The organism is Eikenella glucosivorans (assembly GCF_016025525.2).
GTDB classification, from domain to species: domain Bacteria; phylum Pseudomonadota; class Gammaproteobacteria; order Burkholderiales; family Neisseriaceae; genus Eikenella; species Eikenella glucosivorans.
Genome location: NZ_JACSGR010000002.1, coordinates 243418 through 265022 on the forward strand (window position 1 = coordinate 243418; position 21605 = coordinate 265022).

The following is a 21605-nucleotide window of genomic DNA, read 5'->3' on the forward strand; positions in this document are numbered from 1 at the left end:
AGGCTACCTGAAAGCGTCAGCTTCAACGAAGTTAAAACGATGTCTTGGCGTATAGCCAAGGCTGAGGTTCTGCAAAGCTAAAAATTGCCGGCCTCGCCCTGCAGCGTTTGGCGATATAATGCGCACATTTTCCATCCACCCGAAAGCCCGCCATGAGCGCCAACTACCTCTTCACCCTGCCCGACCAAAACGGCAACGAATTCGCTGCCGCCGGCCACCTGCCGCTGGTGCTGTATTTCTACCCCAAAGACAGCACGCCCGGCTGCACCACCGAAGCGCAGGAATTCAGCGCGCTCTTGCCCGAATTTCAGGCGCTCGGTTTCCAGGTGGCCGGCGTATCGCGCGACAGCGTGGCCAGCCACCAGAAATTCGTGTGCAAATACGCGCTGGAAGTGCCGCTCCTTTCAGACAAAGACGAAACCGTGTGCCGCCTGTTTGACGTGATAAAAGAGAAAAACATGTATGGCAAAAAAGTGTTCGGTATCGAGCGCAGCACCTTTGTGCTGGACGCACAAGGCAATATCACGCGCGAATGGCGCAAAGTGAAAGCCGCCGGCCACGCCCAAGCCGTGCTCGACGCACTGCGGGAACAGGCGGAATAGGGGTGCGGAGATGCAATACCGATACGAAGCCCCGTTCGGCACGCTGATCTGCCGTTTCGAGGGCGCCAAGCTCACCGAAATCCTGCTCGGCGACGAGCGCATCGACTTCCTGCCCCTGCTGCCGGAAAACAGTGCGCTCGCCCGCGGGCTGGACGGCTATTTTTCAGGTAGCCTCCACGCTTTGCCCAAAGTGGCCGAAATTCCGCCCGGCACACCGTTTCAGCGCCAAGTGTGGGCGCAGATTGCCGGCATCCCGCCCGGGCAAACCCTCAGCTACCAACAAATTGCCGAACGCATCGGCAGCCACCCGCGCCCGGTGGGCGGCGCCTGCGGCAAAAACCCGCTGCCGCTCCTGATACCCTGCCACCGCGTGCTTTCCGCAAGCGGGCTGGGAGGCTTCAGCATGGGCGGCGACAGCGAGCGCGGCCTGGCGGTGAAACGCTGGCTGCTCAAGCACGAAGGCATCACATGGTGAAAACAGCCGAGCCGCTGCCGCCGCGTTGGCAAGACCCCATCGAGCAAACGCTGGACGACCTCTTCCTCACCCGCCAGCTCTCCGCCAACACCCTGGCCGGCTACCGGCGCGATTTGGAAAAGGTCGCCCGCCGCCTGCAATCGCGCGATACCGATTGGCTGCAGGCCGATGCTGCCGGGCTGGCAGAAGCCGTGTATGCCCACAGCGAGAAACCCGCCTCACAAGCCCGCGCCCTCTCCGCCGTGAAGCAGCTCTACGGCCTGCTGCAGCTGCAAAACCGCCGCAGCGACAACCCCACGCAAACCCTCTCCCCGCCGCGCAACGGCCGCGCCCTGCCGCCGCTCATCAGCGAAGCGCAAATCGACGTGCTGCTTGCCGCGCCCAACACCGACACCGTTTTCGGCCTGCGCGACAAAGCCGTGCTCGAAACCCTGTATGCCTCCGGCCTGCGCGTGTCCGAGGCCGCCGAAATGCAGTTGCAGGATTTGGATTTGCAGCGCGGCGTGGTGACCGTCATCGGCAAGGGCAATAAGCAGCGCATCGTGCCGCTGGGCGCCGAAGCCGTGTACTGGCTGGAACGCTACCTGAAAGAAGCGCGCGGCAGGCTGCTCAGGCAAACCCCTTGCGATTTCGTATTTGTGGGGCAGAAGCGCATGGGCATCAGCCGCCAGCTGGTGTGGCAGATGGTGAAGCGCTATGCGGCCGATGCCGGCATTGCCGCGCTCAGCCCGCACGGCCTGCGCCACGCCTTCGCCACCCATCTGGTGAACCACGGCGCCGATTTGCGCAGCGTGCAGATGATGCTCGGCCACGCCAGCCTGAACACCACGCAAATCTACACCCATGTGGCCAACGAGCGGCTCAAGCAGATGGTGGAGCGGCACCATCCGCGGGGGTAGCGGCGGAAAGCGGCATGGTTGGTTTTCAGGTAGCCTCTGAGGCTACCTGAAAAATTTTCCGCCCACCCAAACATGCAAACAAGTTTATCAAACAAGCGGACGCTTCCCGCCCGGCAGGCCGCCCGCCAGCTTTTCAGGTAGCCTGCCAGGCCGTTTTGTGGGAAAATCCGCACATTTAAAATTATTCAAATCGGGCGAAATATTATGTTGGACAGAGAAGGTTATCGCCCCAATGTCGGCATCATCATCACCAACCAGCGCAACGAAGTGTTTTGGGGCAAACGCGTGCAGGAGCATTCCTGGCAGTTTCCGCAGGGCGGCATCAAGCCCGGCGAAAGCCCCGAAGCCGCCATGTATCGCGAGCTGGCCGAAGAAGTGGGCCTTTTGCCGCACCACGTGAAAATCCTCGGCCGCACGCGCGACTGGCTGCGCTACGACGTGCCCGGCAACTGGGTGCGCCGCCAATGGCGCGGGGCATACCGCGGGCAGAAGCAGATTTGGTATCTGCTGCGGCTCACCGGCCGCGAAAGCGACGTGCACCTGCGCGCCAGCAGCCAGCCCGAGTTCGATGCCTGGCGCTGGCACGACTACTGGGCGCCCATCGAAGAAGTGATCGAATTTAAAAAAGAAGTGTACACCAACGCCCTGCAGGAGCTTTCGCGCTTCCTGCACAACCTGGAAAGCCTGGAGCAGTTTAACCTGCGCCAGGCCGCCCTGCCCAAAGAGTGAAAGCCCCGCCGATGAGCGACATCCTCACCCGCATCCTCGCCACCAAACAGCAAGAAGTGGCCGCCGCGCAAGCCGCGCTGCCCTTGGTCGAAGTGCGCGCCCGCGCCGCCGACATGCCGCCGCCGCGCGGCTTTGTGCAAGCCATGCGTGCCAAACACGGCCAAGGGCAGGCCGCGCTGATTGCCGAAATCAAAAAAGCCAGCCCCAGCAAAGGCCTGATCCGCCCAGACTTTCAGCCCGAGCAGCTGGCGCGCGCCTATGAGGCCGCCGGCGCCGCCTGCCTTTCCGTGCTCACCGACGAGCAGTATTTCCAAGGCTCGGCAGGCTACCTGAAAACCGCCCGTGCCGCCGTGGCGCTGCCCGTGTTGCGCAAAGATTTTATGGTGAGCGCGTATCAGATTTACCAATCCCGCGCCATGGGCGCCGACGCGGTGCTGCTGATTGCCGCCGCGCTTAATAGAGGCGAGCTGGAAGAATTTGAAGGTATCGCACACGAATTGGGCATGGCCGTGCTGCTGGAGCTGCACGATGCCGGCGAATTGGAAAAATGCCGCCGCCTCGCCACCCCGCTTGTCGGCGTGAACAACCGCAACCTGCGCACCTTTGAAGTGAGCCTGCAGCAGACGCTGGACTTGCTGCCCGAAATTGGCGGAGAAGGCCGCGTGATTGTCACCGAAAGCGGCATCCGCAGCCGCGAAGATGTGGAGTTTATGCGCCGCCACGGCGTGCACAGCTTCCTGATTGGCGAAACCTTTATGCGCGCCGACGATGTGGGCGCGGAAGTGAAAAAATTGTTTGCTTGAGTTTTCAGGTAGCCTTTCTTGATGATGAGGCTACCTGAAAATAGTTGAGGTGCTTCGTTTGCCCGTATTAAGGAGTCAGTATGAAACGCTTATTGATGGCCCTGGCTTTGCTGCTGCCAGCTGCCGCCTTCGCCAAACAAACGGCAGGGCAGGCGCCATGCCCGCAGGTGAACCGCGACAGCATCGAGGTGCTCACTTATCTGTATGCCTGCACCGATAGCGATGCCGCCGCGCTGCCCGCCGCCGCCGAGCAGCAGTCCGACAAGCTGATGCAGCTGGCTAACCAATGCTCCAGCAGCGACCAAGAAACCTGGTGGCGGCAGAACGGCGCACGCATGCAGGCCGAGCGCGCCCGTTATGAGGCGGCCGCCGATGTGGATACGGCGGCGGTGTGCCGGCAGCGCAGCGCGCATATCCGGCAGATTTTGCGGCGCTACCGCTGATCCTGCCGCGCCGGCAGCGTGTATGAAATATTTCAGGTAGCCTCAAGCTGCTTTGAGGGCAGGCTACCTGAAAAAAGAAACCCCATTCAAAACCACCCAGAGACACCGATATGACCCAAGACAAAATCCTGATTCTCGATTTCGGTTCGCAAGTGACCCAGCTCATCGCCCGCCGCGTGCGTGAGGCCCATGTGTATTGCGAGCTGCACCCCTACGATATGCCGCTTGCTGAGATTAAGGCCTTCAACCCCAAAGGCATCATCCTCTCCGGCGGCCCCAATTCGGTGTACGACTCCGACTATCAGGCCGACACCGGCATTTTCGACTTGGGCGTGCCCGTGCTCGGCATCTGCTACGGTATGCAGTTTATGGCGCACCACCTCGGCGGCAAGGTTTCCCCCGGTGACCAGCGCGAATTCGGCTATGCCGAAGTGAAAACCACCGACAGCCCGCTCACCGCCGGCCTGAGCGACGGCGAACCGAACACGCTGGAAGTGTGGATGAGCCACGGCGACAAAGTGTCCGCCCTGCCCGAAGGCTTCCGCATTTTCGGCGACACGCCCTCCTGCCCTGTGGCCATCATGGGGCACGAAGCCAAACGCTTCTACGGCATCCAGTTCCACCCTGAGGTTACCCACACCAAACAGGGCCGCGCCCTGCTCAACCGCTTCGTGCTGGATATCTGCGGCGCCAAACCAGGCTGGACCATGCCCAATTATGTGGATGAAATGGTGGCTAAAATCCGCGAGCAGGTGGGCGATGAGGAAGTGATCCTCGGGCTTTCCGGCGGCGTGGATTCCTCCGTGGCCGCCGCGCTCATCCACCGCGCCATCGGCAAGCAGCTCACCTGCGTGTTTGTCGATCACGGCCTGTTGCGGCTGGATGAGCGCGAAGCCGTGCTGGAGATGATGGGGCGGCACTTCGGCATACACGTGGTGCACGTGGACGCTTCCGAAGAATTTTTGGGCAAACTCGCCGGCGTAACCGACCCCGAGCGCAAGCGCAAAATCATCGGCGCCGAGTTTATCGAAGTGTTCCAGCGCGAAGCCGCCAAGCTGAAAAACGCCAAATGGCTGGCGCAGGGCACGATTTATTCCGACGTGATCGAAAGCGCCGGTGCCAAAACCAAAAAGGCGCACGCCATTAAGAGCCACCACAACGTGGGCGGCCTGCCCGAAACCCTCAACCTGAAGCTGCTCGAACCCCTGCGCGATCTGTTTAAAGACGAAGTGCGCGAGCTTGGCCTCACCCTCGGCCTGCCCAAGGAAATGATCTACCGTCACCCCTTCCCCGGCCCCGGCTTCGGCGTGCGCATTTTGGGCGAAGTTAAACGCGAATACGCCGAGCTGTTGCGCCGCGCCGATGCCATTTTCACCGAAGAGCTGCGCAACACCTTCAACGAAGCAGGCCAATCATGGTACGACCTCACCAGCCAGGCCTTCACCGTGTTTCTGCCGGTGAAATCCGTGGGCGTGATGGGCGACGGCCGCACTTATGAATACGTGGTGGCCTTGCGCGCCGTGGTGACCAGCGATTTCATGACCGCGCACTGGGCCGAGCTGCCCTACGACCTGCTGGGCAAAGTGTCGAACCGCATCATCAACGAAGTACGCGGCATCAACCGCGTGGTGTACGACATCAGCGGCAAACCGCCCGCCACGATCGAGTGGGAATAAGCCGGCGCAGGTTTTTCAGGTAGCCTCAGCATGAATACAGGCTACCTGAAAGCGTCGGCTTCAACGAAGTTAAAGCGATATCTTGGCGAAACCAAGGCTGAGTTTCTGCCCAGCTAAAAATATTTGCCGCAGATGAACTTCTCGCTGCCTGTTATAGAAACGAAACCATCAGCCATATTTTCAGGTAGCCTCCCTTGCGCCGCAGGCTACCTGAAAACCTTTTCCAACCTTTCCCCCAACACCATCATGGCCCTGCAACTCAACCTCTTCCCCGTTACCCCCTTCCGGCAAAACTGCTCCCTCCTGTGGGACGAACAAAGCAAGGAAGCCGTGTGGATCGACGTGGGCGGCGAAGCCGAATGGCTGCAAAGCGAAGCCGCCAAACTCGGCTTGCAGCCCAAAGAAATCTGGCTCACCCACGGCCACCTCGACCATGCCGCCGGCGTGGCCGACATGATCGCCCGCACCCCGCTGCCCGTTATCGGCCCGCACCGCGCCGACCAATGGCTGCTCGACAGCCTGCCCGCTGTCACCGCCGGCTACGGCTTCCCCGTCTCACCGCCCGTGCAACCCACGCGCTGGCTGGAAGAGGGCGACGAGCTCGCCGTGGGCGGCTACCGCTTCCAAGTGCTGCACGCCCCCGGTCACACCCCCGGCCACGTCGTGTTTTACTGCCCTGAAGCCAATCTCTTGATTGCCGGCGACGTATTGTTCTACGAATCCATCGGCCGCACCGATTTCGAGCGCAGCAGCCATGCCGACCTGTTGCACAGCATCCGCGAAAAACTGCTGGTGCTGCCCGAAGACACCATCGTCGTGCCCGGCCACGGCCGCACCACCACCATCGGCCACGAAAAGCGGCACAATCCTTTCCTGGCCGGATAACGAAACCCGATTCCCCCGCCGGGAAACATCGCGGCAGAGGAAATCGGCCTAGCCTGTGCAAGATAATTGTAAAGGCCGCCAGTGTTAAGGCGTATGCATTCCGCCGCCGCCGTAAATCTTGGTTAATCCCACTTCTTATGCCGAAATCTTTGAACTAAGATAACCCTGCCGCCCGCATCAGGCAGGCGGTATTTTCCAACCTCATAGGAACAGCATAATGAAAGTACGTACTTGGGCTGTGCCCGCCTCATTGGCCCTGCTGCTCACCGCCTGCGTGGCGCCCATGCATGCAGACGGCGACCACGACAGGCCGCCCCGCCACCGTTATGAAGAACAGCGCCGCGACGACATGCCAGACCGCCGCGACGACCGCGACCATCAGCGCCGCCCGCGCCCCGAACACCGCAGCCAAAACGGTGTTGAGCGCTTCAGCTGCGAAAACGGCTTAAGCGTGAGCGTGCGCCAGGAAGGCACCAACCGCGTGAGCCTCCAGCTCGACGACAAACGCGCCGTGCTGACCAGCGCCGTTGCCGCTTCCGGCGAGCGCTATACCAGCAACCGCGGTCTGTTCGGCAGCGGCGCGGAATGGCACCGCAAGGGCAACGAAGCCGCGTTCAGCTTCAAAGACCCCTACGGCAACCAGGTGGATACTGCCTGCCAGCGCCGTTAAGCTGATTTGAATCCAACCGCCGCATGAGTGAAATCAGGCCGGCAGCCACGGAGTAATCCGCCGCTGCCGGTTTTTGCTGGGTGCAAGGGAAAGGCTACCTGAAAAATCCGCAGCAGATTTTTCAGGTAGCCTTTCGTTGCTAATGATGCCTATCGGCGCGGGCTTATTTTTTCTCTTTTTCGGGACGCACCCAGCCGTGGAGTGTGGTTTGGCGGGCGCGGGCGAGGGTGAGCTCGCCTTCGGGGCAGTTGCGGGTGAGGGTGCTGCCGGCGCCGGTGGTGGCGCGGTGGCCGATGGTGAGCGGGGCCACGAGCATGTTGCCGGAGCCGATGCGCACTTCGTCGCCGATGATGGTGCGGTGTTTGTGCACGCCGTCGTAGTTGCAGGTGATGGTGCCGGCGCCGATGTTGCTGCGGCTGCCGATTTGGGCGTCGCCGAGGTAGGTGAGGTGGTTGGCTTTGCTGCCGCGGCCGATGGTGCTGTTTTTCACTTCCACAAAGTTGCCGATGTGCACTTCGTCGGCGAGGTCGGCATGGGGGCGCAGGCGGGCGAAGGGGCCGATGCGGGCGCTGCTGCCGATGCGGCAGTTTTCGAGGTGGGAGAAGGGCTCGATAACGGTGTGGCTGCCGATGACGGCGTTTTTGATCACGCAGTTGGCGCCGATGGATACGTTGTGGCCGAATTGGTTGTTTCCTTCCAAAACAACGTTTACGTCGATGACCACGTCTTGGCCGTGCTCGAGGCTGCCGCGCAAGTCGAAACGCTCGGGGTCGCGCAGGGTGAGGCCGGCTTGTAGCAGGGCTTGCGCCTGTTCGCGCTGGAAGATGCGTTCGAGCTCGGCGAGCTGGGCTTTGTTGTTGACGCCGGCGGCGAGGTGGGATGCGGCCACTTGCACGGGGTGCACGGCCACGCCGCTTTGCCGGGCGAGGGTGATGACGTCGGTGAGGTAGTATTCGCCTTGGGCGTTGTTGCTGGAGAGGCGGGCGAGCCAGCCGGCGAGGTGGCGGTTGGGCAGCACGAGGATGCCGGTGTTGATTTCGCGGATGGCTTTTTGCTCGGGGCTGGCGTCTTTTTCTTCCACGATGGCGTCCACCTGGCCTTCGGCATTGCGGATGATGCGGCCGAGGCCGAAGGGGTTGGGCGGGATGTCGGTGAGCAGGCCGACTTCGTTACCGGCGGCATCGAGCAGGGCTTGGAGTGTTTCGCGGTTGATGAGGGGCACGTCGCCGGAGAGGATGAGGGTGCGGCCTTCGGTGCCGAGGTGGGGCAGGGCGGTTTGCACGGCGTGGCCGGTGCCGAGCTGCTCGGTTTGTTCCACCCAGTTTACGTCGTTGCGGCTTATCTTTTCGCGCACGAGCTCGCGGCCGTGGCCGATGACGACGTTGATGCTTTGCGGCTGCAGGCTTTGCGCGGTGCGGATAATGCGCTCGAGCATGCTTTGGCCGCCGATTTGGTGCAGCACTTTGGGCAGGGCGGAATGCATGCGGGTGCCTTTGCCGGCGGCGAGGATGACGATGTGGAGGGGGGTGGGCATGGCTGGTTTTCTCGGATTGGTTGTTGGGCGAGGTAAATTGCTTGCGGTGTTTCCCCGGCTTTCTGAAGCGGGGGAATGGGTTTCAGGTAGCCTTTGGGGCTACCTGAAAATGTTGGGGCTGCCTAAAACGGTGTTTTATTGGGCGGGGTGAATGGTTTGCCCGCCGGAGGTTTCGGGGGCGGCTTCGTTGCTCCAGGTGGTGCGCGGCACGCTGTGCTGGTGTTCTTCGCGGGTAACGGGCACGGGCACGGGACGGTATTCGTTGTAGCGCTGGTCGCGGGCGAAGGTGCCGTCTTGGTAGACGACGGGGGTGCCGGGGGCGTAGCGCTGGCGCAGCCCGGTTTTGCCGTGCTGGTCTTGGTAGGTTTCCCAGGTGCAGGCGGTGAGGGAGAGGAGGGCGAGCAGTAGGATGGCGGGACGCATGGCTTTTCCTTTGTGTTGTTGTGGGATGGCTTGGGGCAATTATAACGCGAACGGGGGAGGCTGGCTGCGGCACGGCCGGAAAACGGGGGTGGGCGTTGCGGGGCGGCGATTTCGGGCGGCTTTTTGCGCAATCAGGATGGGTGCGCTGGGGCTGCCTGAAAACGGTGGGTGGGGTTTGGCCGGTTTGGGTTGGTGTTTTTTATTTTTCAGGTAGCCTTTTGCTTGCTTATTTGATCAGCTTTTCCGGCTTTGAGGCTACCTGAAAATAAGCGAAGCAGGCTGGCTGGCTGCTTTGGCGGCGGGATGATAGAGTGGCGGGGCGGCGGTTTGCCGTTTAACCGATTGGAAAAGGAAGAAATCATGAAACGTTTGGGTTTGATGCTGGCGGTGTGTTTGGCGGCGGGGAGTGTGCAGGCGGCGCCGGAGGGCGACACGGGCTATGCGCATGGGGCGAATCATTGCTATGGTTTCCGGGTGCCGGCGGGTTGGATTCAGGATAACCGGCTGCTGGCGGACCAGGGCGTGCCGATGGTGTTTCTGCCGCAGGCGGGCGGGCTGCGCGCGGCGAAGGTGATGATGTATACGGGGAGCATCAGCCGCCAGCCGGGCGGGAGTTTTGCCGAAGCGGTGCGGGCGCAGGTGAATGATGTGGCGGCGCAGTATGCCGAGTCGGGCGAACAAATCCGGCCGACGATGGTGCGCCGTATCCGTTCGCGCGGCGGCTCGGGCGAGCTGTGGCGCTTTACGGGCTACCGCAACGGCGGGCAGGAGCTGGCGGCGTATTTTCCGGGCAGGCGCTCGGTGAATTATTTTGTGGCGCAGGTGCCGGCTCGGGCAGATGCGGCGGCGGTGGAGGTGGAGGCGGCACTGCTCCAGCTGGCGGGCAGCTACCATGAGCGGGAATCTTGCCCGCCTTGCCGCGAGCAGGGGTGTGCGGGGGAGTAATGGTGCGGTGAGGAAGACAGGCTACCTGAAATTTTCAGGTAGCCTGTTATTTGGTTTGCAGGCACAGCGGGGTTAATCGCTGTTTTCGCCGTGCGGCTTGAGCCGGTAGGCGCAGACGATGGTGAGGATGCCGACGGCGAGGGCGAAGCTCATGCTGAGGTGGATGCCGTTGAGCATGGCCTGCTGCGGGCTGCTGCCGCTGGAGAGGTGTTCGCCGATATTGGTGGTGCCCACGAAGAAGGCGGCGCCGATGGCGCCGGCGATGGGGTTGACGGTGGTGATGATGGCGGCGCCGTGCGGGTTGAGGTGTTTGGGCAGGGCGTTGAGGCCGTGGGTTTCGCCGGTGATGCAGGCGGATACGGCCACGGCCATCAGGGCAAACATGGCGGAGAGGGCGGCGGTTTGGGTGTCGATTTTCAGGTAGCCCCACAATACGGCCAGCGAGGCGGTGAGCAGGATGGTGGCGGGCAGCACCACGAAGCGGCCGCCTTTTTTATCCAGCAGTTTGCCAAACAGCGGCGCAGCAAAGGCTTGGGCAATGCTGGCAGGCATCAGGATGAGGCCGGTGGCGGTGCCGGTGAGCAGCAGCACCTGCTGGGTGTAGATGGGCACCATCAGCTCGAGGCCGAGAAACAGGAAATAGGCGCAGGCGAGGATGGCCAGGCACAGGCTGAACTGGCCGTATTGCAGCGCGCGCAGGTTGAGCAGCGGCGTGGCAATGTGGAACTGGCGGCGCACAAACCAGCCGATGAGCCCCACCGATCCGGCAAACAGCAGAGCAAACTCAGCCAAGGGCAGCGCGGCGAAGTTGCTGCACGCATACACCAGCCCGCCGAAGCCGCCGATGGAGAGCAGGGCGGAGGGGATGTCGATTTTCGGGCGGGTGATGGGGCTGAGGTTGACGCTGAGGTATTTGCCCACCAGCAGCATGGCCACGAGCATAAACGGCGCGGTGGCGGCGAAGAGCACGCGCCAATGGGTGTGGTCGATGATGATGCCGGAGAGGGTGGGGCCGAGCGCCGGGGCGGCGGTGAACATCATGGTGATTACGCCCATGGCGGTGCCGCGCCGGTTGGGCGGGAAGATATTGAGGATGCCGTTAAACAGCAGCGGCACGAAAAACGCGGCCGATACGGCCTGCACCATGCGCCCGGCCAAAAGCGTGCCGAAATTGGGCGCGAGCGCGCAAATCAGCGAGCCGGCGAGGAAGGTAGCCTGGGTGATGAGCACCATTTTGCGCGTTTCAAACCATTGGATCACGCCGGCGGTAATCGGCGTGAACGCGCCCATCACCAAGAGGAAGCCGGTGGTGAGCCATTGGGCGGTGGTTTTGTCGATGTGGAAATCGCGCATGATGGGCGTGAGCGCCACATTGAGCAGGGTGTCGTTCAGGTAGCCGAAGAAGGCACCGATAAAGAGGGTGGCCACGATGGTTTTGGCGGGGAAGCCCTCGCGCTCGGCGAAGTATTCGTGTGTGGATTCGGCGGAATCGGCAGATTGCATAGAGACGTTCTTCCTTGTTGTGGGATGGTGGGTAAAACAGGCTACCTGAAAAATAGTACAGGGCTGCCGGAAAGCGTGAGGCTACCTGAAAACTACTGGTGCAGCCCGGGCAGGGGTTCTACGAAGCAGAAGGCTACCTGAAAACGAACAGAGTGAGTTTCTGCGAAGCTAAAACGCAGGCTTCGGCACAGCGCAAACAGGCAGTCAAACGGTAAGGTAGGCCGGCAGGGGCAAACGGCGGATTCTACCCGATTCCGCCCGCCAAATCCCGCACATCAAGCATGTCGCGTGCCACATAGTCGGCGAAGGGCTGCGGCTCGGCGCGGCTGCCGAACCACACCGTGCGCATGCCCAGCGCCTTGGCCGCCCGCAGGTTGGCGGCGCTGTCGTCCACCAGGATGCACTGCGGCGGCAGCACATCCAGCGCGGCGCAGGCCAAATGAAAGGCCTGCGGCTGCGGCTTGTGGTGCAGGGCCAGGTCGTCCACGCCGAGCAGCGCGTCGAAATGGCCGCCCAATCCCATCGCCTCAACCAGGGCGCGCACGTAAAACGCGGGACCGTTGGAAAACACGGCTTTGCGGCCGGGGAGGGCGGCGAGCGCTTCGGCGGCGTGCGGCATGGGCTGCAGTGCGGCGAGGAGCTCGGGCAAATGGTGGCTTTGGCGCAGGAAATCGGCGGGGCGGATGTGCGGATGGTGCCGTTGCAAACCGCCGAGCGTGGCGCCGTAGTGCCGCCAGTAGTGTTCGCGCAGCTCGGAGGCTTCAGGCAGGCTCAGGCCGAGCTCGCGCGCCATGAAGGCGGTCATGCGGCGGTTGATGAGCAGGAAGATGCCCGCATCGGCGCGGTGCAGGGTGTCGTCTAAATCAAACAGCCAAACGGGCTGGGGCGGCGGCATAAGGGCTACCTGAAAAAAAGGAAAGGGCGAGGATTATACCGCCAGCCCGCCAAGGCTGCCGTTTGCTGCTATAATCGTGCCGATTTTTACCAACGATTATCACTCAGGAGATTGCTATGGCTTTGGTATCCATGCGCCAGCTTTTGGACCACGCCGCCGAACACGGCTACGGCCTGCCCGCCTTTAATGTGAACAATTTGGAACAGATGCGCGCCATCATGGAAGCGGCCGACCAGGTGAACGCGCCCGTGATCGTGCAGGCATCTGCCGGCGCGCGCAAATACGCCGGCGCGCCCTTTTTGCGCCACCTGATTTTGGCGGCGGTGGAAGAGTTTCCCCACATCCCCGTCGTTATGCACCAAGACCACGGCGCCTCGCCCGACGTGTGCCAGCGCTCCATCCAGCTCGGCTTCTCCTCCGTCATGATGGACGGCTCCCTGCTTGAAGACGGCAAAACCCCGTCCAGCTACGAATACAACGTGGACGTTACCCGCACCGTCGTCAACTTCTCCCATGCCTGCGGCGTCTCCGTCGAAGGCGAAATCGGCGTGTTGGGCAACCTCGAAACCGGCGAAGCCGGCGAAGAAGACGGCGTGGGCGCAGTCGGCAAACTCTCCCACGACCAAATGCTCACCAGCGTGGAAGACGCCGTGCGCTTCGTCAAAGACACCGGCGTGGACGCATTGGCGATTGCCGTCGGCACCAGCCACGGCGCATACAAATTTACCCGTCCGCCCACCGGCGACGTTTTGCGCATCGACCGCATCAAAGAAATCCACGCTGCTCTGCCGAACACGCACATCGTGATGCACGGCTCCAGCTCCGTGCCGCAGGAATGGCTCAAAGTCATCAATGAATACGGCGGCAACATCGGCGAAACCTACGGCGTGCCGGTGGAAGAAATCGTGGAAGGCATCAAACACGGCGTGCGCAAAGTCAATATCGACACCGACCTGCGCCTGGCCAGCACCGGCGCCATCCGCCGCTTCCTGGCCGAAAACCCGTCCGAATTCGACCCGCGCAAATACCTGGCCAAAACCATCGAAGCCATGAAAGGCATCTGCCTTGCCCGCTACCAGGCCTTCGGCTGCGAAGGCATGGCAGACAAAATCAAACCCGTTTCGCTGGAAAAAATGGCCACCCGCTATGCCAAAGGCGAGCTGAACCAAGTGGTGGTGAAGTAAACGCTTGATCGGATGACGAGCCAGCAGGCTACCTGAAAGCGCCAGCTTCAACGCAGTTAAAACGAGCTTTGCGAGTTTCTGCGGAGCTGAAGCTTTTCAGGTAGCCTGTTTTGTTTTTGAAAACAGGTTTTTACAGAATAATCAGAAGGGCAGAATAGGATAGAGGCTACCTGAAAACCCATCCCCCTCTCTTGCGGGCGGGGCAGGCAAACCGCAGGTATGCTTTAACCACGTTGAAGCTGGTGCTTTCAGGTAGCCTTCCCCTCTGGGCGCACGCCATGAATTTCTCCGCACCTTCCGCTATAATAAACATAATTTAACAACCCGAACGCTTATGAACCCGCCCGCCTCCGTGGGGATCGTTACCCCGCAAACCATCGAATTCAACCAGCCCTTCAGCCTGCAAAACGGCGACACCCTGCCGCGTTTCGAGCTGATCACGGAAACCTACGGCACGCTCAACGAGAGCAAATCCAACGCCATCCTCATCTGCCACGCCCTTTCAGGCACGCACCACGTGGCCGGCCGGCACAGCCCGGGCGACAAACACCCCGGCTGGTGGGACAACATGGTCGGCCCCAACAAGCCGGTCGACACCAACCGCTTCTTCGTGGTCGGGCTCAACAACCTCGGCGGCTGTGCCGGCAGCACCGGCCCACTGAGCACCAACCCCGCCACCGGCAAGCCCTACGGCTCCGATTTCCCCGTGGTAACCGTGAAAGACTGGGTGCGCTCCCAAGCGCTCCTGGCCGACCATTTCGGCATCCAACAATGGGCGGCGGTGATGGGCGGCAGCCTCGGCGGCATGCAGGCCTTGCAGTGGGCCATCGACTTCCCAGAGCGCGTGCGCCACGCCCTTGTTATCGCCTCCGCGCCCAAACTGTCCACCCAAAACATCGCCTTCAACGACGTGGCCCGCCAAGCCATCCTCACCGACCCCGATTTCCACGAAGGGCACTATGCCTGCCGCCAGGCCGTGCCGCGCCGAGGCCTGCGTATTGCCCGCATGATGGGGCACATCACCTATCTGGCCGAAGACGGGTTGGGCAAAAAGTTCGGCCGCCAGATGAAAAGCGGCGAGCTGCAATATGGCTATGGCATTGAGTTTGAAGTGGAAAGCTATCTTCGCTATCAAGGCGACAAATTTGCCGAACGCTTCGATGCCAACACTTATCTCTTGATGACCAAAGCACTGGATTATTTCGATCCTGCCGCCGATTTCGGCCACAGCCTCCAAGCCGCCCTCGCCGGCGTGCAGGGCAAATTCTTCGTGGCCAGCTTCAGCAGCGACTGGCGCTTCGCCCCCGAGCGCTCGCACGAGTTGGTAAAAGCCCTCATCGGCGCCAAGAAAAACGTGCAATACATCGAAATCGAGTCTTCCCACGGCCACGACGCCTTCCTGATGGAAGACGAGCCCTACTTAAAAGCCGTGAAAGCCTATATCGACAATATCCACAAGGAGTTGGCGCATGAACCTGCGTGACGACCTGCAATTAATCTACGACTGGATTCCCGAGGGCAGCCGCGTGCTCGATTTAGGCTGCGGCGACGGCGAGCTGCTGCAAGCCCTGGTGAAACACAAAAACTGTACCGGCTACGGCGTGGAAATCGACACCGGCAGCGTGATTGCCGCCATCGGCCGCGGCGTGAACGTGATCCAGGCCGACTTGGAACAAGGCCTGCAAGCCTTTGGCGACGGCAGCTTCGACATCATCGTGCTCAGCCAAACCATCCAGGCCATGCAAAACGTGGAAACCATCCTGCGCGACCTCACCCGCGTAGCCAAACAAGCCATCGTAACCTTCCCCAACTTCGGCTATTGGCGCAACCGTTTTCAGGTAGCCTTCGGCGGGCACATGCCCGTGAGCGAGCGCATGCCCTACGATTGGTACGACACGCCCAACATCCATTGGTGCACCCTGAGCGATTTCGACCGCCTGTGCGCCAAAAACCGCATCCGCGTGCTCGAACGGGCGGTGATGGCCGGCGGCCAGCGCGTGCAATACCTGCCCAATCTGCTGGGCAGCTTGGCGTTTTACCGCGTGGGCTAATGGTTGGTTTTCCTGTTTGTTTCGGCAGTTAGCCGCCGGTTTAGAAAGATTATTCAAATTCAGACAATGTTTGGCTTGTTTGAGCTGGGTCAAATATCCGGCCGGGGTGAATTGTATAATTAAGTAAAAATATCCGTTTGTTTTGTAAGAATAGGGAGATTGGATACTTATGCTGCGTAATTTTTCCGACAAGCTGACCACCAGTGACGACAAAGGCGAATTCGAGCTCAATTGCCTGATGATGATCATCGAAGACAAGGCTCGGCACCAATGGGCGGTGCGCCTGAAAATCACCAAAAAATACAACGACAGCAACGCCCGCACCACGCTGCTGGAAAAATTCGAAAAAGACATGGCGCGCGAAATCGACGCACAGCGCTTCGTGTTGGACGAATTGGAGGGATACCCCGAATTCCGCAGCAAAGTGCTGGCGGGCTTTCAGCTTTAAGCTGCCGCCAATAATCAAGCACAAGAGGCTACCTGAAAAACCGAAGGATGGTTTTCAGGTAGCCTTTTTATTTGGCCGTTTGGGTTTTCTATAAATAATCCTTTTTAAAATCATATTATTACGGCATATATAATTTTTCCTTCTATCTAAGGGCAAAATCAGTCTTTCCGTTCTGCCCGCCGCTTCGCCTATGATGAGCGCACGGTTTGGAGAACGAAAATGGACTATTTCCCCCTGTTTGCCGATTTGAAAGGCCGGCCCGTTTTGGTGGTCGGCGCGGGCGGCGTGGCGCTGCGTAAAATCCGCCTGTTGCTCAAATGCGGCGCACTCATCCGCATTGCGGCAGACAAGCTGCACCCGCACATCCGCTCGCTGCACGAAGCCGGGCGGGTGGAATGGGCGGCACGCGCGTTTTCCCCCGAATTGCTGGACACGGCCTTTCTCGCCGTGGCCGCCACCAACGATGCCGACCTGAACGAGCAGGTATTTCAAGCCGCGCAGCAGCGCCGCCTGCTGGTAAATACCGTGGACGACCCCGCCCGCTGCAACTTCATCTTCCCCTCCATCATCGACCGCCATCCCATCCAAATCGCCATTTCCAGCGGCGGCCAAGCGCCGGTGCTGGCGCGGCTGCTGCGCGAAAAGCTGGAAGCTTTGCTGCCACAGGGTTTGGGCGTGATGGCGGGCATTGCCGGGCGGTGGCGCGGCCGCGTGAAAGCCAAATTGGTCAGCACGGCGCAGCGCCGCCGTTTCTGGGAAAAGCTGTTCACTTCCGCCGCTTTCCAGCGGCTGGCCGACAGCCGCCGCAGCCGTGAGGCCGAACGCCTGGTACGGCGGCAGCTGGCCGGCGATTGGCCGCAAACCGGCGAAGTGGCGCTGGTGGGCGCGGGGCCGGGCGATGCCGGGCTGCTCACGCTCAAAGGCTTGCAGCGCATTCAGGAAGCAGATGTGGTGCTGTACGACGCGCTGGTGTCGGAGCAGGTGCTGGAACTGGTGCGGCGCGATGCCGACAAAATCTGCGTGGGCAAACGCGCGAACGGCGGCAGCGTGCCGCAGGAGGAAACCAACCGCCTGCTGGTGCGCTATGCCCTGGCCGGCAAGCGCGTGGTGCGGCTCAAAGGCGGCGACCCGTTTGTGTTCGGGCGCGGCGGCGAGGAATTGGAAGCGTTGCGTGAGGCGGGTGTACCGTTTGAAGTGGTGCCCGGCATCACCGCCGCGCTGGGCGCCGCCGCCTATGCCGGCATCCCGCTCACCCACCGCGACCATGCGCACAGCGCCATGTTCATCCCCGGCCAGCGTAAAATCGACGCCGATGCGCCCGATTGGCAGGCGCTGGCGCAGAGCCGGCAAACGCTGGTGGTGTATATGGGCACGATTAAGGCCGCCGAGCTGGCGCGCGAACTCATTGCCCACGGCCGCGCCGCCGACACGCCCGCCGCCGTGGTCAGCTGCGGCACGTTGCCTGGGCAGCAGGTGTTTTCAGGTAGCCTTTCCGAGCTGCCCGGGCTGGCCGAGAAGGCGCCCCTGCCTGCATTGTTGATTATCGGCGAAACCGCCGCGCTACATCACCGGCTGGGCTGGTTCGGCGAGCAGCCGGCTTTGTCGGCCGACCGCAGCGGCTGGTATGTGCAGCCCGCCGCCGGGGCGGATAAGCCTGCAGTTCGGGTGGCTTGAGGAGCGCGTGATGAGCAAAGAAGAAACATTGGAAACAGCAACGGTGGAATTGGTGCCGCCAAGCAGCGTGCTGGCCAAACCGAAGCTGTGGCAGATACCGCAGCCAGGTGCCGGCGTCTACCAGAGGCTACCTGAAAAAACCGCTGCGCTGCGCCGCCGCCTGCAAGACATCTACCAGCGCCACGGCAAGGTAAAACTGGCCAGCAGCCTGGCCGCCGAAGACATGGTGCTCACCGACCTGCTGGCCGCGCTCTCGCTGCGGGTGGAAGTGTTCGTGCTGGAAACCGGCCGGCTCAACCGCGAAACCCTGGCGCTGGCCGATGAAGTGAGCAGCCGTTATCCCGATTTGGACCTGCGCCTGTATTACCCCGATGCCGAAGAAGTGGCCGCCTATGTAAACGAATTCGGCGCCAACGCGTTTTACGACAGCGTGGCATTGCGGCGGCAGTGCTGCCATATCCGCAAAGTGGAGCCGCTCAACCGCGCGCTGGCCGACGCCGACGCCTGGATCACCGGCCAGCGGCGCGGCCAATCTCCCACCCGCAGCCACCTGCCCCTGGCCGAGCAAGACAACGCGCGCGGCATCGCCAAATACAACCCGCTGGCCGACTGGGGCGAGCAAGACGTGTGGGCCTACGTGCTGCAACACCGCCTGCCCGCCAACGCGCTCTACCGCCAAGGCTACCCCAGCATCGGCTGCGAGCCCTGCACCATGCCGGTGAAGGCCGGCGCAGACATCCGTTCCGGCCGCTGGTGGTGGGAAAACCGCGACAGCAAAGAATGCGGCCTGCACAAGTAATCCCGCCGCAAAGGCTACCTGAAAGCGTAAGCTTCAACGCAGTGGACCGATGTCTTGGCACAGCCAAGGCGGAGTTTCTGCGAAGCTAAAACCCGCAGCCGGGCATTCCTGCCCGGCAACATCCCCGCAAAAATTTTCAGGTAGCCCCACCCGCCATACAGGCTGCCTGAAACCAAACGGCAGCCAAACAACCCATCCGACACAGAAAGCCCGCCATGAGCGCCACCCTGCACAACGACCACCTCGACTGGCTCGAAGCCGAATCCGTCCACATCATCCGCGAAGTACTGGCCGAATGCCGAAATCCCGCCCTGCTGTTTTCCGGCGGCAAAGATTCCGTCGTGTTGCTCGCTCTTGCCCGCAAAGCCTTCGCCGTGCCCGGGCGCAGCATCCCGCTGCCCTTCCCCCTGCTGCACATCGACACCGGCCACAACTACCCCGAAGTCATCGCCTTCCGCAATGAAACCGCCAGCCAGGCCGGCGCCAGGCTCATCGTGGGCAGCGTGGAAGACTCCATCGCCAAAGGCACCGTCGTGCTGCGCCGCAACACCGACTCGCGCAACGCCGCCCAGGCCGTCACCCTGCTCGAAGCCATCGAAGAACACAGCTTCGACGCCCTGATGGGCGGCGCCCGCCGCGACGAAGAAAAAGCCCGCGCCAAAGAGCGCATCTTCTCCTTCCGCGACGAATTCGGCCAATGGAACCCCAAAGACCAACGCCCCGAGCTCTGGTCGCTCTACAACGCCCGCCTGCACCCCGGCGAAAACCTGCGCGTGTTCCCCATTTCCAACTGGACCGAGCTCGACGTGTGGCAATACATCGAACGCGAAAAGCTCGCCCTGCCGCCGATCTACTACGCCCACCGCCGCCGGGTGGTGCGCCGCCAAGGCCTGCTCGTGCCCGTAACCGAGCTCACCCCGCCGCGCGAAGGCGAAGCGATAGAAGAGCTTTCCGTGCGCTTCCGCACTGTGGGCGACATTTCCTGCACCTGCCCCGTGGCCAGCAGCGCCGCCACCCCCGCCGACATCATCGCCGAAACTGCCCTGGCCGACATTTCCGAGCGCAGCGCCACCCGCCTCGACGACCAAGTGAGCGAAGCCGCCATGGAGCAGCGCAAGAAACAAGGCTATTTCTAGCCGACGAAGTTCAAACCAAGCGCCCGATTTTAGCTTCGCAGAAACTCAGCCTTGCTTCGCAAAACATCGGCCCGCTGCGTTGAAGCTTGCGCTTTCAGGTAGCCCAGCACGCCGCATCAGAAGGCTACCTGAAAAATAGCAAGAGTAGGCCGGGTTACGGCATACCGCCCAACCTACGCACTACACACCCAACACAGCAAGAGGCCGCCTGAAACCCAAACCATCCCGAGAAAGCCCAGCCATGACCAGCCCTAACCGCCAAGCCCCCCTGCGCTTCATTACCGCCGGCAGCGTGGACGACGGCAAATCCACCCTCATCGGCCGCCTGCTCTACGACAGCAAAGCCCTGCTCGGCGACCAAATTCGCCGGCTCGAAAGCAGCCGCAGCCAAGGCGCCATCGATTTTTCCGCCCTCACCGACGGCCTCGAAGCCGAACGCGAACAAGGCATCACCATCGACGTGGCCTACCGTTACTTCGCCACCGCAAAGCGCAAATTCATCATCGCCGACACCCCCGGCCACGAGCAATACACCCGCAACATGGTGACCGGCGCCTCCACCGCCCATGCCGCCGTATTGCTCATCGACGCCGCCCAGCTCGACTTCTCGCAGCAGCCGCTGCAACTGTTGCCGCAAACCAAACGCCACTCCGCCATCCTGCGTCACCTGCGCTGCCCGCACATCATCGTGGCGGTAAACAAAATGGACCTGCTCGGCTTCAGCCAAGAGAAATTCAACGCCGTTGTGCAGGCCTACCGCGCCCTTGCCGACACCCTAGGGCTACCTGAAATCCGCTTCATCCCCATTTCCGCGCTCCACGGCGACAACATCGTCCACGCAAGCGAACACACCCCCTGGTATGGCGGCGGCACGCTGCTTTCCGTGCTGGAAAGCCTGCCCGTGGGCGAAGGCGTGTCCGAAGCGCCGCAAGACTTCCATTTCCCCGTGCAGCTCGTGCAGCGCGCCGACGGCAGCAAGCAAGACGACTTCCGCGGCTACCAAGGCCGCATCGAAGCCGGCAGCGTGCGCGTGGGCGATAAAATCCGCGTTGAGCCCGCCGGGCTGGAAAGCAGCGTGCGCGAAATCATCAGCCTCACAGGCCGCGTGGAGCAGGCTGCCGCCGGACAGCCCGTTACCCTGCGCCTCGCCGACGACATCGACATCTCGCGCGGTGACACCTTCCTCGCCGCCGCCTCAGCGCTCGAGCCGCAGCGCCGCCTGGCCGCCACCCTATGCTGGTTCGACAGCCGCCCCCTCAACCCCGCCCGCCGCTACCTGCTCAAACACACCACCCGCACCGTGCCCGCCAAAATCACCGCCATCCGCCGCGTGTGGGACGTGCACACCCTCAGCCACTTTGCCGAACGGCACACCCTGGAAATGAACGACCTGGGCGAAGCCGAGCTTTCCCTCGCCCAGCCCGTCGTCTGCACCCCCTACGCCGCCAACCCCGCCACCGGCGCCTTCATCCTCATCGACGACGCCACCAACCACACCGTGGCTGCCGGCATGATATTGGCAAACGGCGAAGCGGCAGGCTAACGCGGCAAAGGCTACCTGAAATCCAGTTGGCAAATTTCAGGTAGCCCTAGCAAGAGTAGGCCGGGTTAGGCAGTAAGCCATAACCCAACATTCCGCTCGCTAAAAACCTTCTGCCGATTTTCAGGTAGCCTAAACCGCTTTGCCAATCAGACAGTTTGGATGAACATAGCCGTGAACGCCGCTGTTGCCGCAGGCTTGCACAAACCGCCGCAAAGGCCGCCTGAAAGCCGCAACCAAGCCAAGCCGCCCTGATTTTAGCTTCGCAGCAACTCAGCCTTGCTTCGCAAG

Annotated in this window: 22 protein-coding genes; 18 read left to right on the forward strand and 4 right to left on the reverse strand. The window is 61.8% G+C overall.

Going from position 1 to position 21605, the window contains the following annotated elements; all coding sequences use genetic code 11:
• Nucleotides 1-152: 152 nt before the first annotated feature.
• From H9Q10_RS03230 to H9Q10_RS03270, 9 genes are all read left to right on the forward strand, one after another.
• Nucleotides 153-602: a peroxiredoxin gene (locus tag H9Q10_RS03230; protein ID WP_197902590.1), complete on the forward strand. Its 450-nt coding sequence runs from the start codon at nt 153-155 to the stop codon at nt 600-602.
• A gap of 10 nt (nt 603-612) precedes the next feature.
• A complete protein-coding gene (locus H9Q10_RS03235; RefSeq protein WP_197902591.1) occupies nt 613-1077 on the forward strand; it encodes a methylated-DNA--[protein]-cysteine S-methyltransferase in 465 nt (154 codons plus the stop codon).
• Nucleotides 1071-1976 carry a site-specific tyrosine recombinase XerD gene (xerD, locus tag H9Q10_RS03240; protein ID WP_197902592.1) on the forward strand — a complete coding sequence of 302 codons (906 nt, stop codon included), beginning with the start codon at nt 1071-1073 and terminating at the stop codon, nt 1974-1976. The genes H9Q10_RS03235 and xerD overlap by 7 nt, the downstream gene beginning before the upstream one ends.
• Nucleotides 1977-2180: 204 nt before the next feature.
• Nucleotides 2181-2705 carry an RNA pyrophosphohydrolase gene (locus H9Q10_RS03245; protein ID WP_197902593.1) on the forward strand — a complete coding sequence of 175 codons (525 nt, stop codon included), beginning with the start codon at nt 2181-2183 and terminating at the stop codon, nt 2703-2705.
• An 11-nt stretch (nt 2706-2716) separates the two neighbouring features.
• Nucleotides 2717-3508: an indole-3-glycerol phosphate synthase TrpC gene (gene trpC / locus H9Q10_RS03250; protein WP_197902594.1), complete on the forward strand. Its 792-nt coding sequence runs from the start codon at nt 2717-2719 to the stop codon at nt 3506-3508.
• 80 nt (nt 3509-3588) lie between these two features.
• Nucleotides 3589-3951 (forward strand): hypothetical protein, encoded by a 363-nt coding sequence (locus tag H9Q10_RS03255; RefSeq protein WP_197902595.1) that lies wholly within the window; start codon nt 3589-3591, stop codon nt 3949-3951.
• Between the two features lie 110 nt (nt 3952-4061).
• Nucleotides 4062-5627 (forward strand): glutamine-hydrolyzing GMP synthase, encoded by a 1566-nt coding sequence (gene guaA / locus H9Q10_RS03260; protein WP_197902596.1) that lies wholly within the window; start codon nt 4062-4064, stop codon nt 5625-5627.
• Nucleotides 5628-5873: 246 nt separating this feature from the next.
• Nucleotides 5874-6512 (forward strand): MBL fold metallo-hydrolase, encoded by a 639-nt coding sequence (locus H9Q10_RS03265; RefSeq protein ID WP_197902597.1) that lies wholly within the window; start codon nt 5874-5876, stop codon nt 6510-6512.
• A gap of 217 nt (nt 6513-6729) precedes the next feature.
• The gene (locus H9Q10_RS03270; RefSeq protein WP_197902598.1) at nt 6730-7182 is read left to right on the forward strand and encodes an MliC family protein; all 453 of its coding nucleotides are present in this window, start codon (nt 6730-6732) and stop codon (nt 7180-7182) included.
• A 163-nt stretch (nt 7183-7345) separates the two neighbouring features.
• On the opposite strand, the gene glmU is transcribed toward H9Q10_RS03270, so the two are convergent.
• Nucleotides 7346-8716 (reverse strand): bifunctional UDP-N-acetylglucosamine diphosphorylase/glucosamine-1-phosphate N-acetyltransferase GlmU, encoded by a 1371-nt coding sequence (gene glmU, locus H9Q10_RS03275; protein ID WP_197902599.1) that lies wholly within the window; start codon nt 8714-8716, stop codon nt 7346-7348.
• A gap of 135 nt (nt 8717-8851) precedes the next feature.
• Nucleotides 8852-9139, reverse strand: a complete 288-nt coding sequence (locus tag H9Q10_RS03280) for a hypothetical protein (RefSeq protein WP_197902600.1) — start codon at nt 9137-9139, stop codon at nt 8852-8854.
• A gap of 360 nt (nt 9140-9499) precedes the next feature.
• On the opposite strand from H9Q10_RS03280, the gene H9Q10_RS03285 reads away from it, so the two are divergent.
• Nucleotides 9500-10084, forward strand: coding sequence for a hypothetical protein (locus H9Q10_RS03285; RefSeq protein ID WP_197902601.1), 585 nt, complete (start codon nt 9500-9502; stop codon nt 10082-10084).
• Nucleotides 10085-10156: 72 nt separating this feature from the next.
• Here the strand turns inward: H9Q10_RS03285 and H9Q10_RS03290 are convergent, their stop codons facing one another.
• Both H9Q10_RS03290 and H9Q10_RS03295 read right to left on the reverse strand, forming a co-directional pair.
• Entirely contained in the window at nt 10157-11587 is a 1431-nt protein-coding gene (locus tag H9Q10_RS03290; RefSeq protein WP_197902602.1) for an MFS transporter, read from the reverse strand.
• A gap of 244 nt (nt 11588-11831) precedes the next feature.
• Nucleotides 11832-12482 carry a pyrimidine 5'-nucleotidase gene (locus H9Q10_RS03295; protein ID WP_197902603.1) on the reverse strand — a complete coding sequence of 217 codons (651 nt, stop codon included), beginning with the start codon at nt 12480-12482 and terminating at the stop codon, nt 11832-11834.
• Between the two features lie 116 nt (nt 12483-12598).
• On the opposite strand from H9Q10_RS03295, the gene fba reads away from it, so the two are divergent.
• From fba to H9Q10_RS03335, 8 genes are all read left to right on the forward strand, one after another.
• Nucleotides 12599-13666: a class II fructose-bisphosphate aldolase gene (fba, locus tag H9Q10_RS03300; RefSeq protein ID WP_197902604.1), complete on the forward strand. Its 1068-nt coding sequence runs from the start codon at nt 12599-12601 to the stop codon at nt 13664-13666.
• A 334-nt stretch (nt 13667-14000) separates the two neighbouring features.
• Nucleotides 14001-15149 carry a homoserine O-succinyltransferase MetX gene (metX, locus tag H9Q10_RS03305; protein ID WP_197902605.1) on the forward strand — a complete coding sequence of 383 codons (1149 nt, stop codon included), beginning with the start codon at nt 14001-14003 and terminating at the stop codon, nt 15147-15149.
• Nucleotides 15136-15717, forward strand: a complete 582-nt coding sequence (gene metW, locus H9Q10_RS03310) for a methionine biosynthesis protein MetW (protein ID WP_197902606.1) — start codon at nt 15136-15138, stop codon at nt 15715-15717. The genes metX and metW overlap by 14 nt, the downstream gene beginning before the upstream one ends.
• Before the next feature lie 169 nt (nt 15718-15886).
• Nucleotides 15887-16165, forward strand: a complete 279-nt coding sequence (locus tag H9Q10_RS03315) for a hypothetical protein (protein WP_197902607.1) — start codon at nt 15887-15889, stop codon at nt 16163-16165.
• A gap of 219 nt (nt 16166-16384) precedes the next feature.
• Nucleotides 16385-17839, forward strand: coding sequence for a siroheme synthase CysG (gene cysG / locus H9Q10_RS03320; RefSeq protein ID WP_197902608.1), 1455 nt, complete (start codon nt 16385-16387; stop codon nt 17837-17839).
• A 10-nt stretch (nt 17840-17849) separates the two neighbouring features.
• Nucleotides 17850-18638, forward strand: a complete 789-nt coding sequence (locus H9Q10_RS03325) for a phosphoadenylyl-sulfate reductase (protein ID WP_197902609.1) — start codon at nt 17850-17852, stop codon at nt 18636-18638.
• 194 nt (nt 18639-18832) lie between these two features.
• On the forward strand, nt 18833-19774 hold the full coding sequence (cysD, locus tag H9Q10_RS03330; protein WP_338082304.1) for a sulfate adenylyltransferase subunit CysD: 942 nt from the start codon (nt 18833-18835) through the stop codon (nt 19772-19774).
• 241 nt (nt 19775-20015) lie between these two features.
• Nucleotides 20016-21317 (forward strand): sulfate adenylyltransferase subunit 1, encoded by a 1302-nt coding sequence (locus H9Q10_RS03335; protein ID WP_197902611.1) that lies wholly within the window; start codon nt 20016-20018, stop codon nt 21315-21317.
• Nucleotides 21318-21605: the final 288 nt, after the last annotated feature.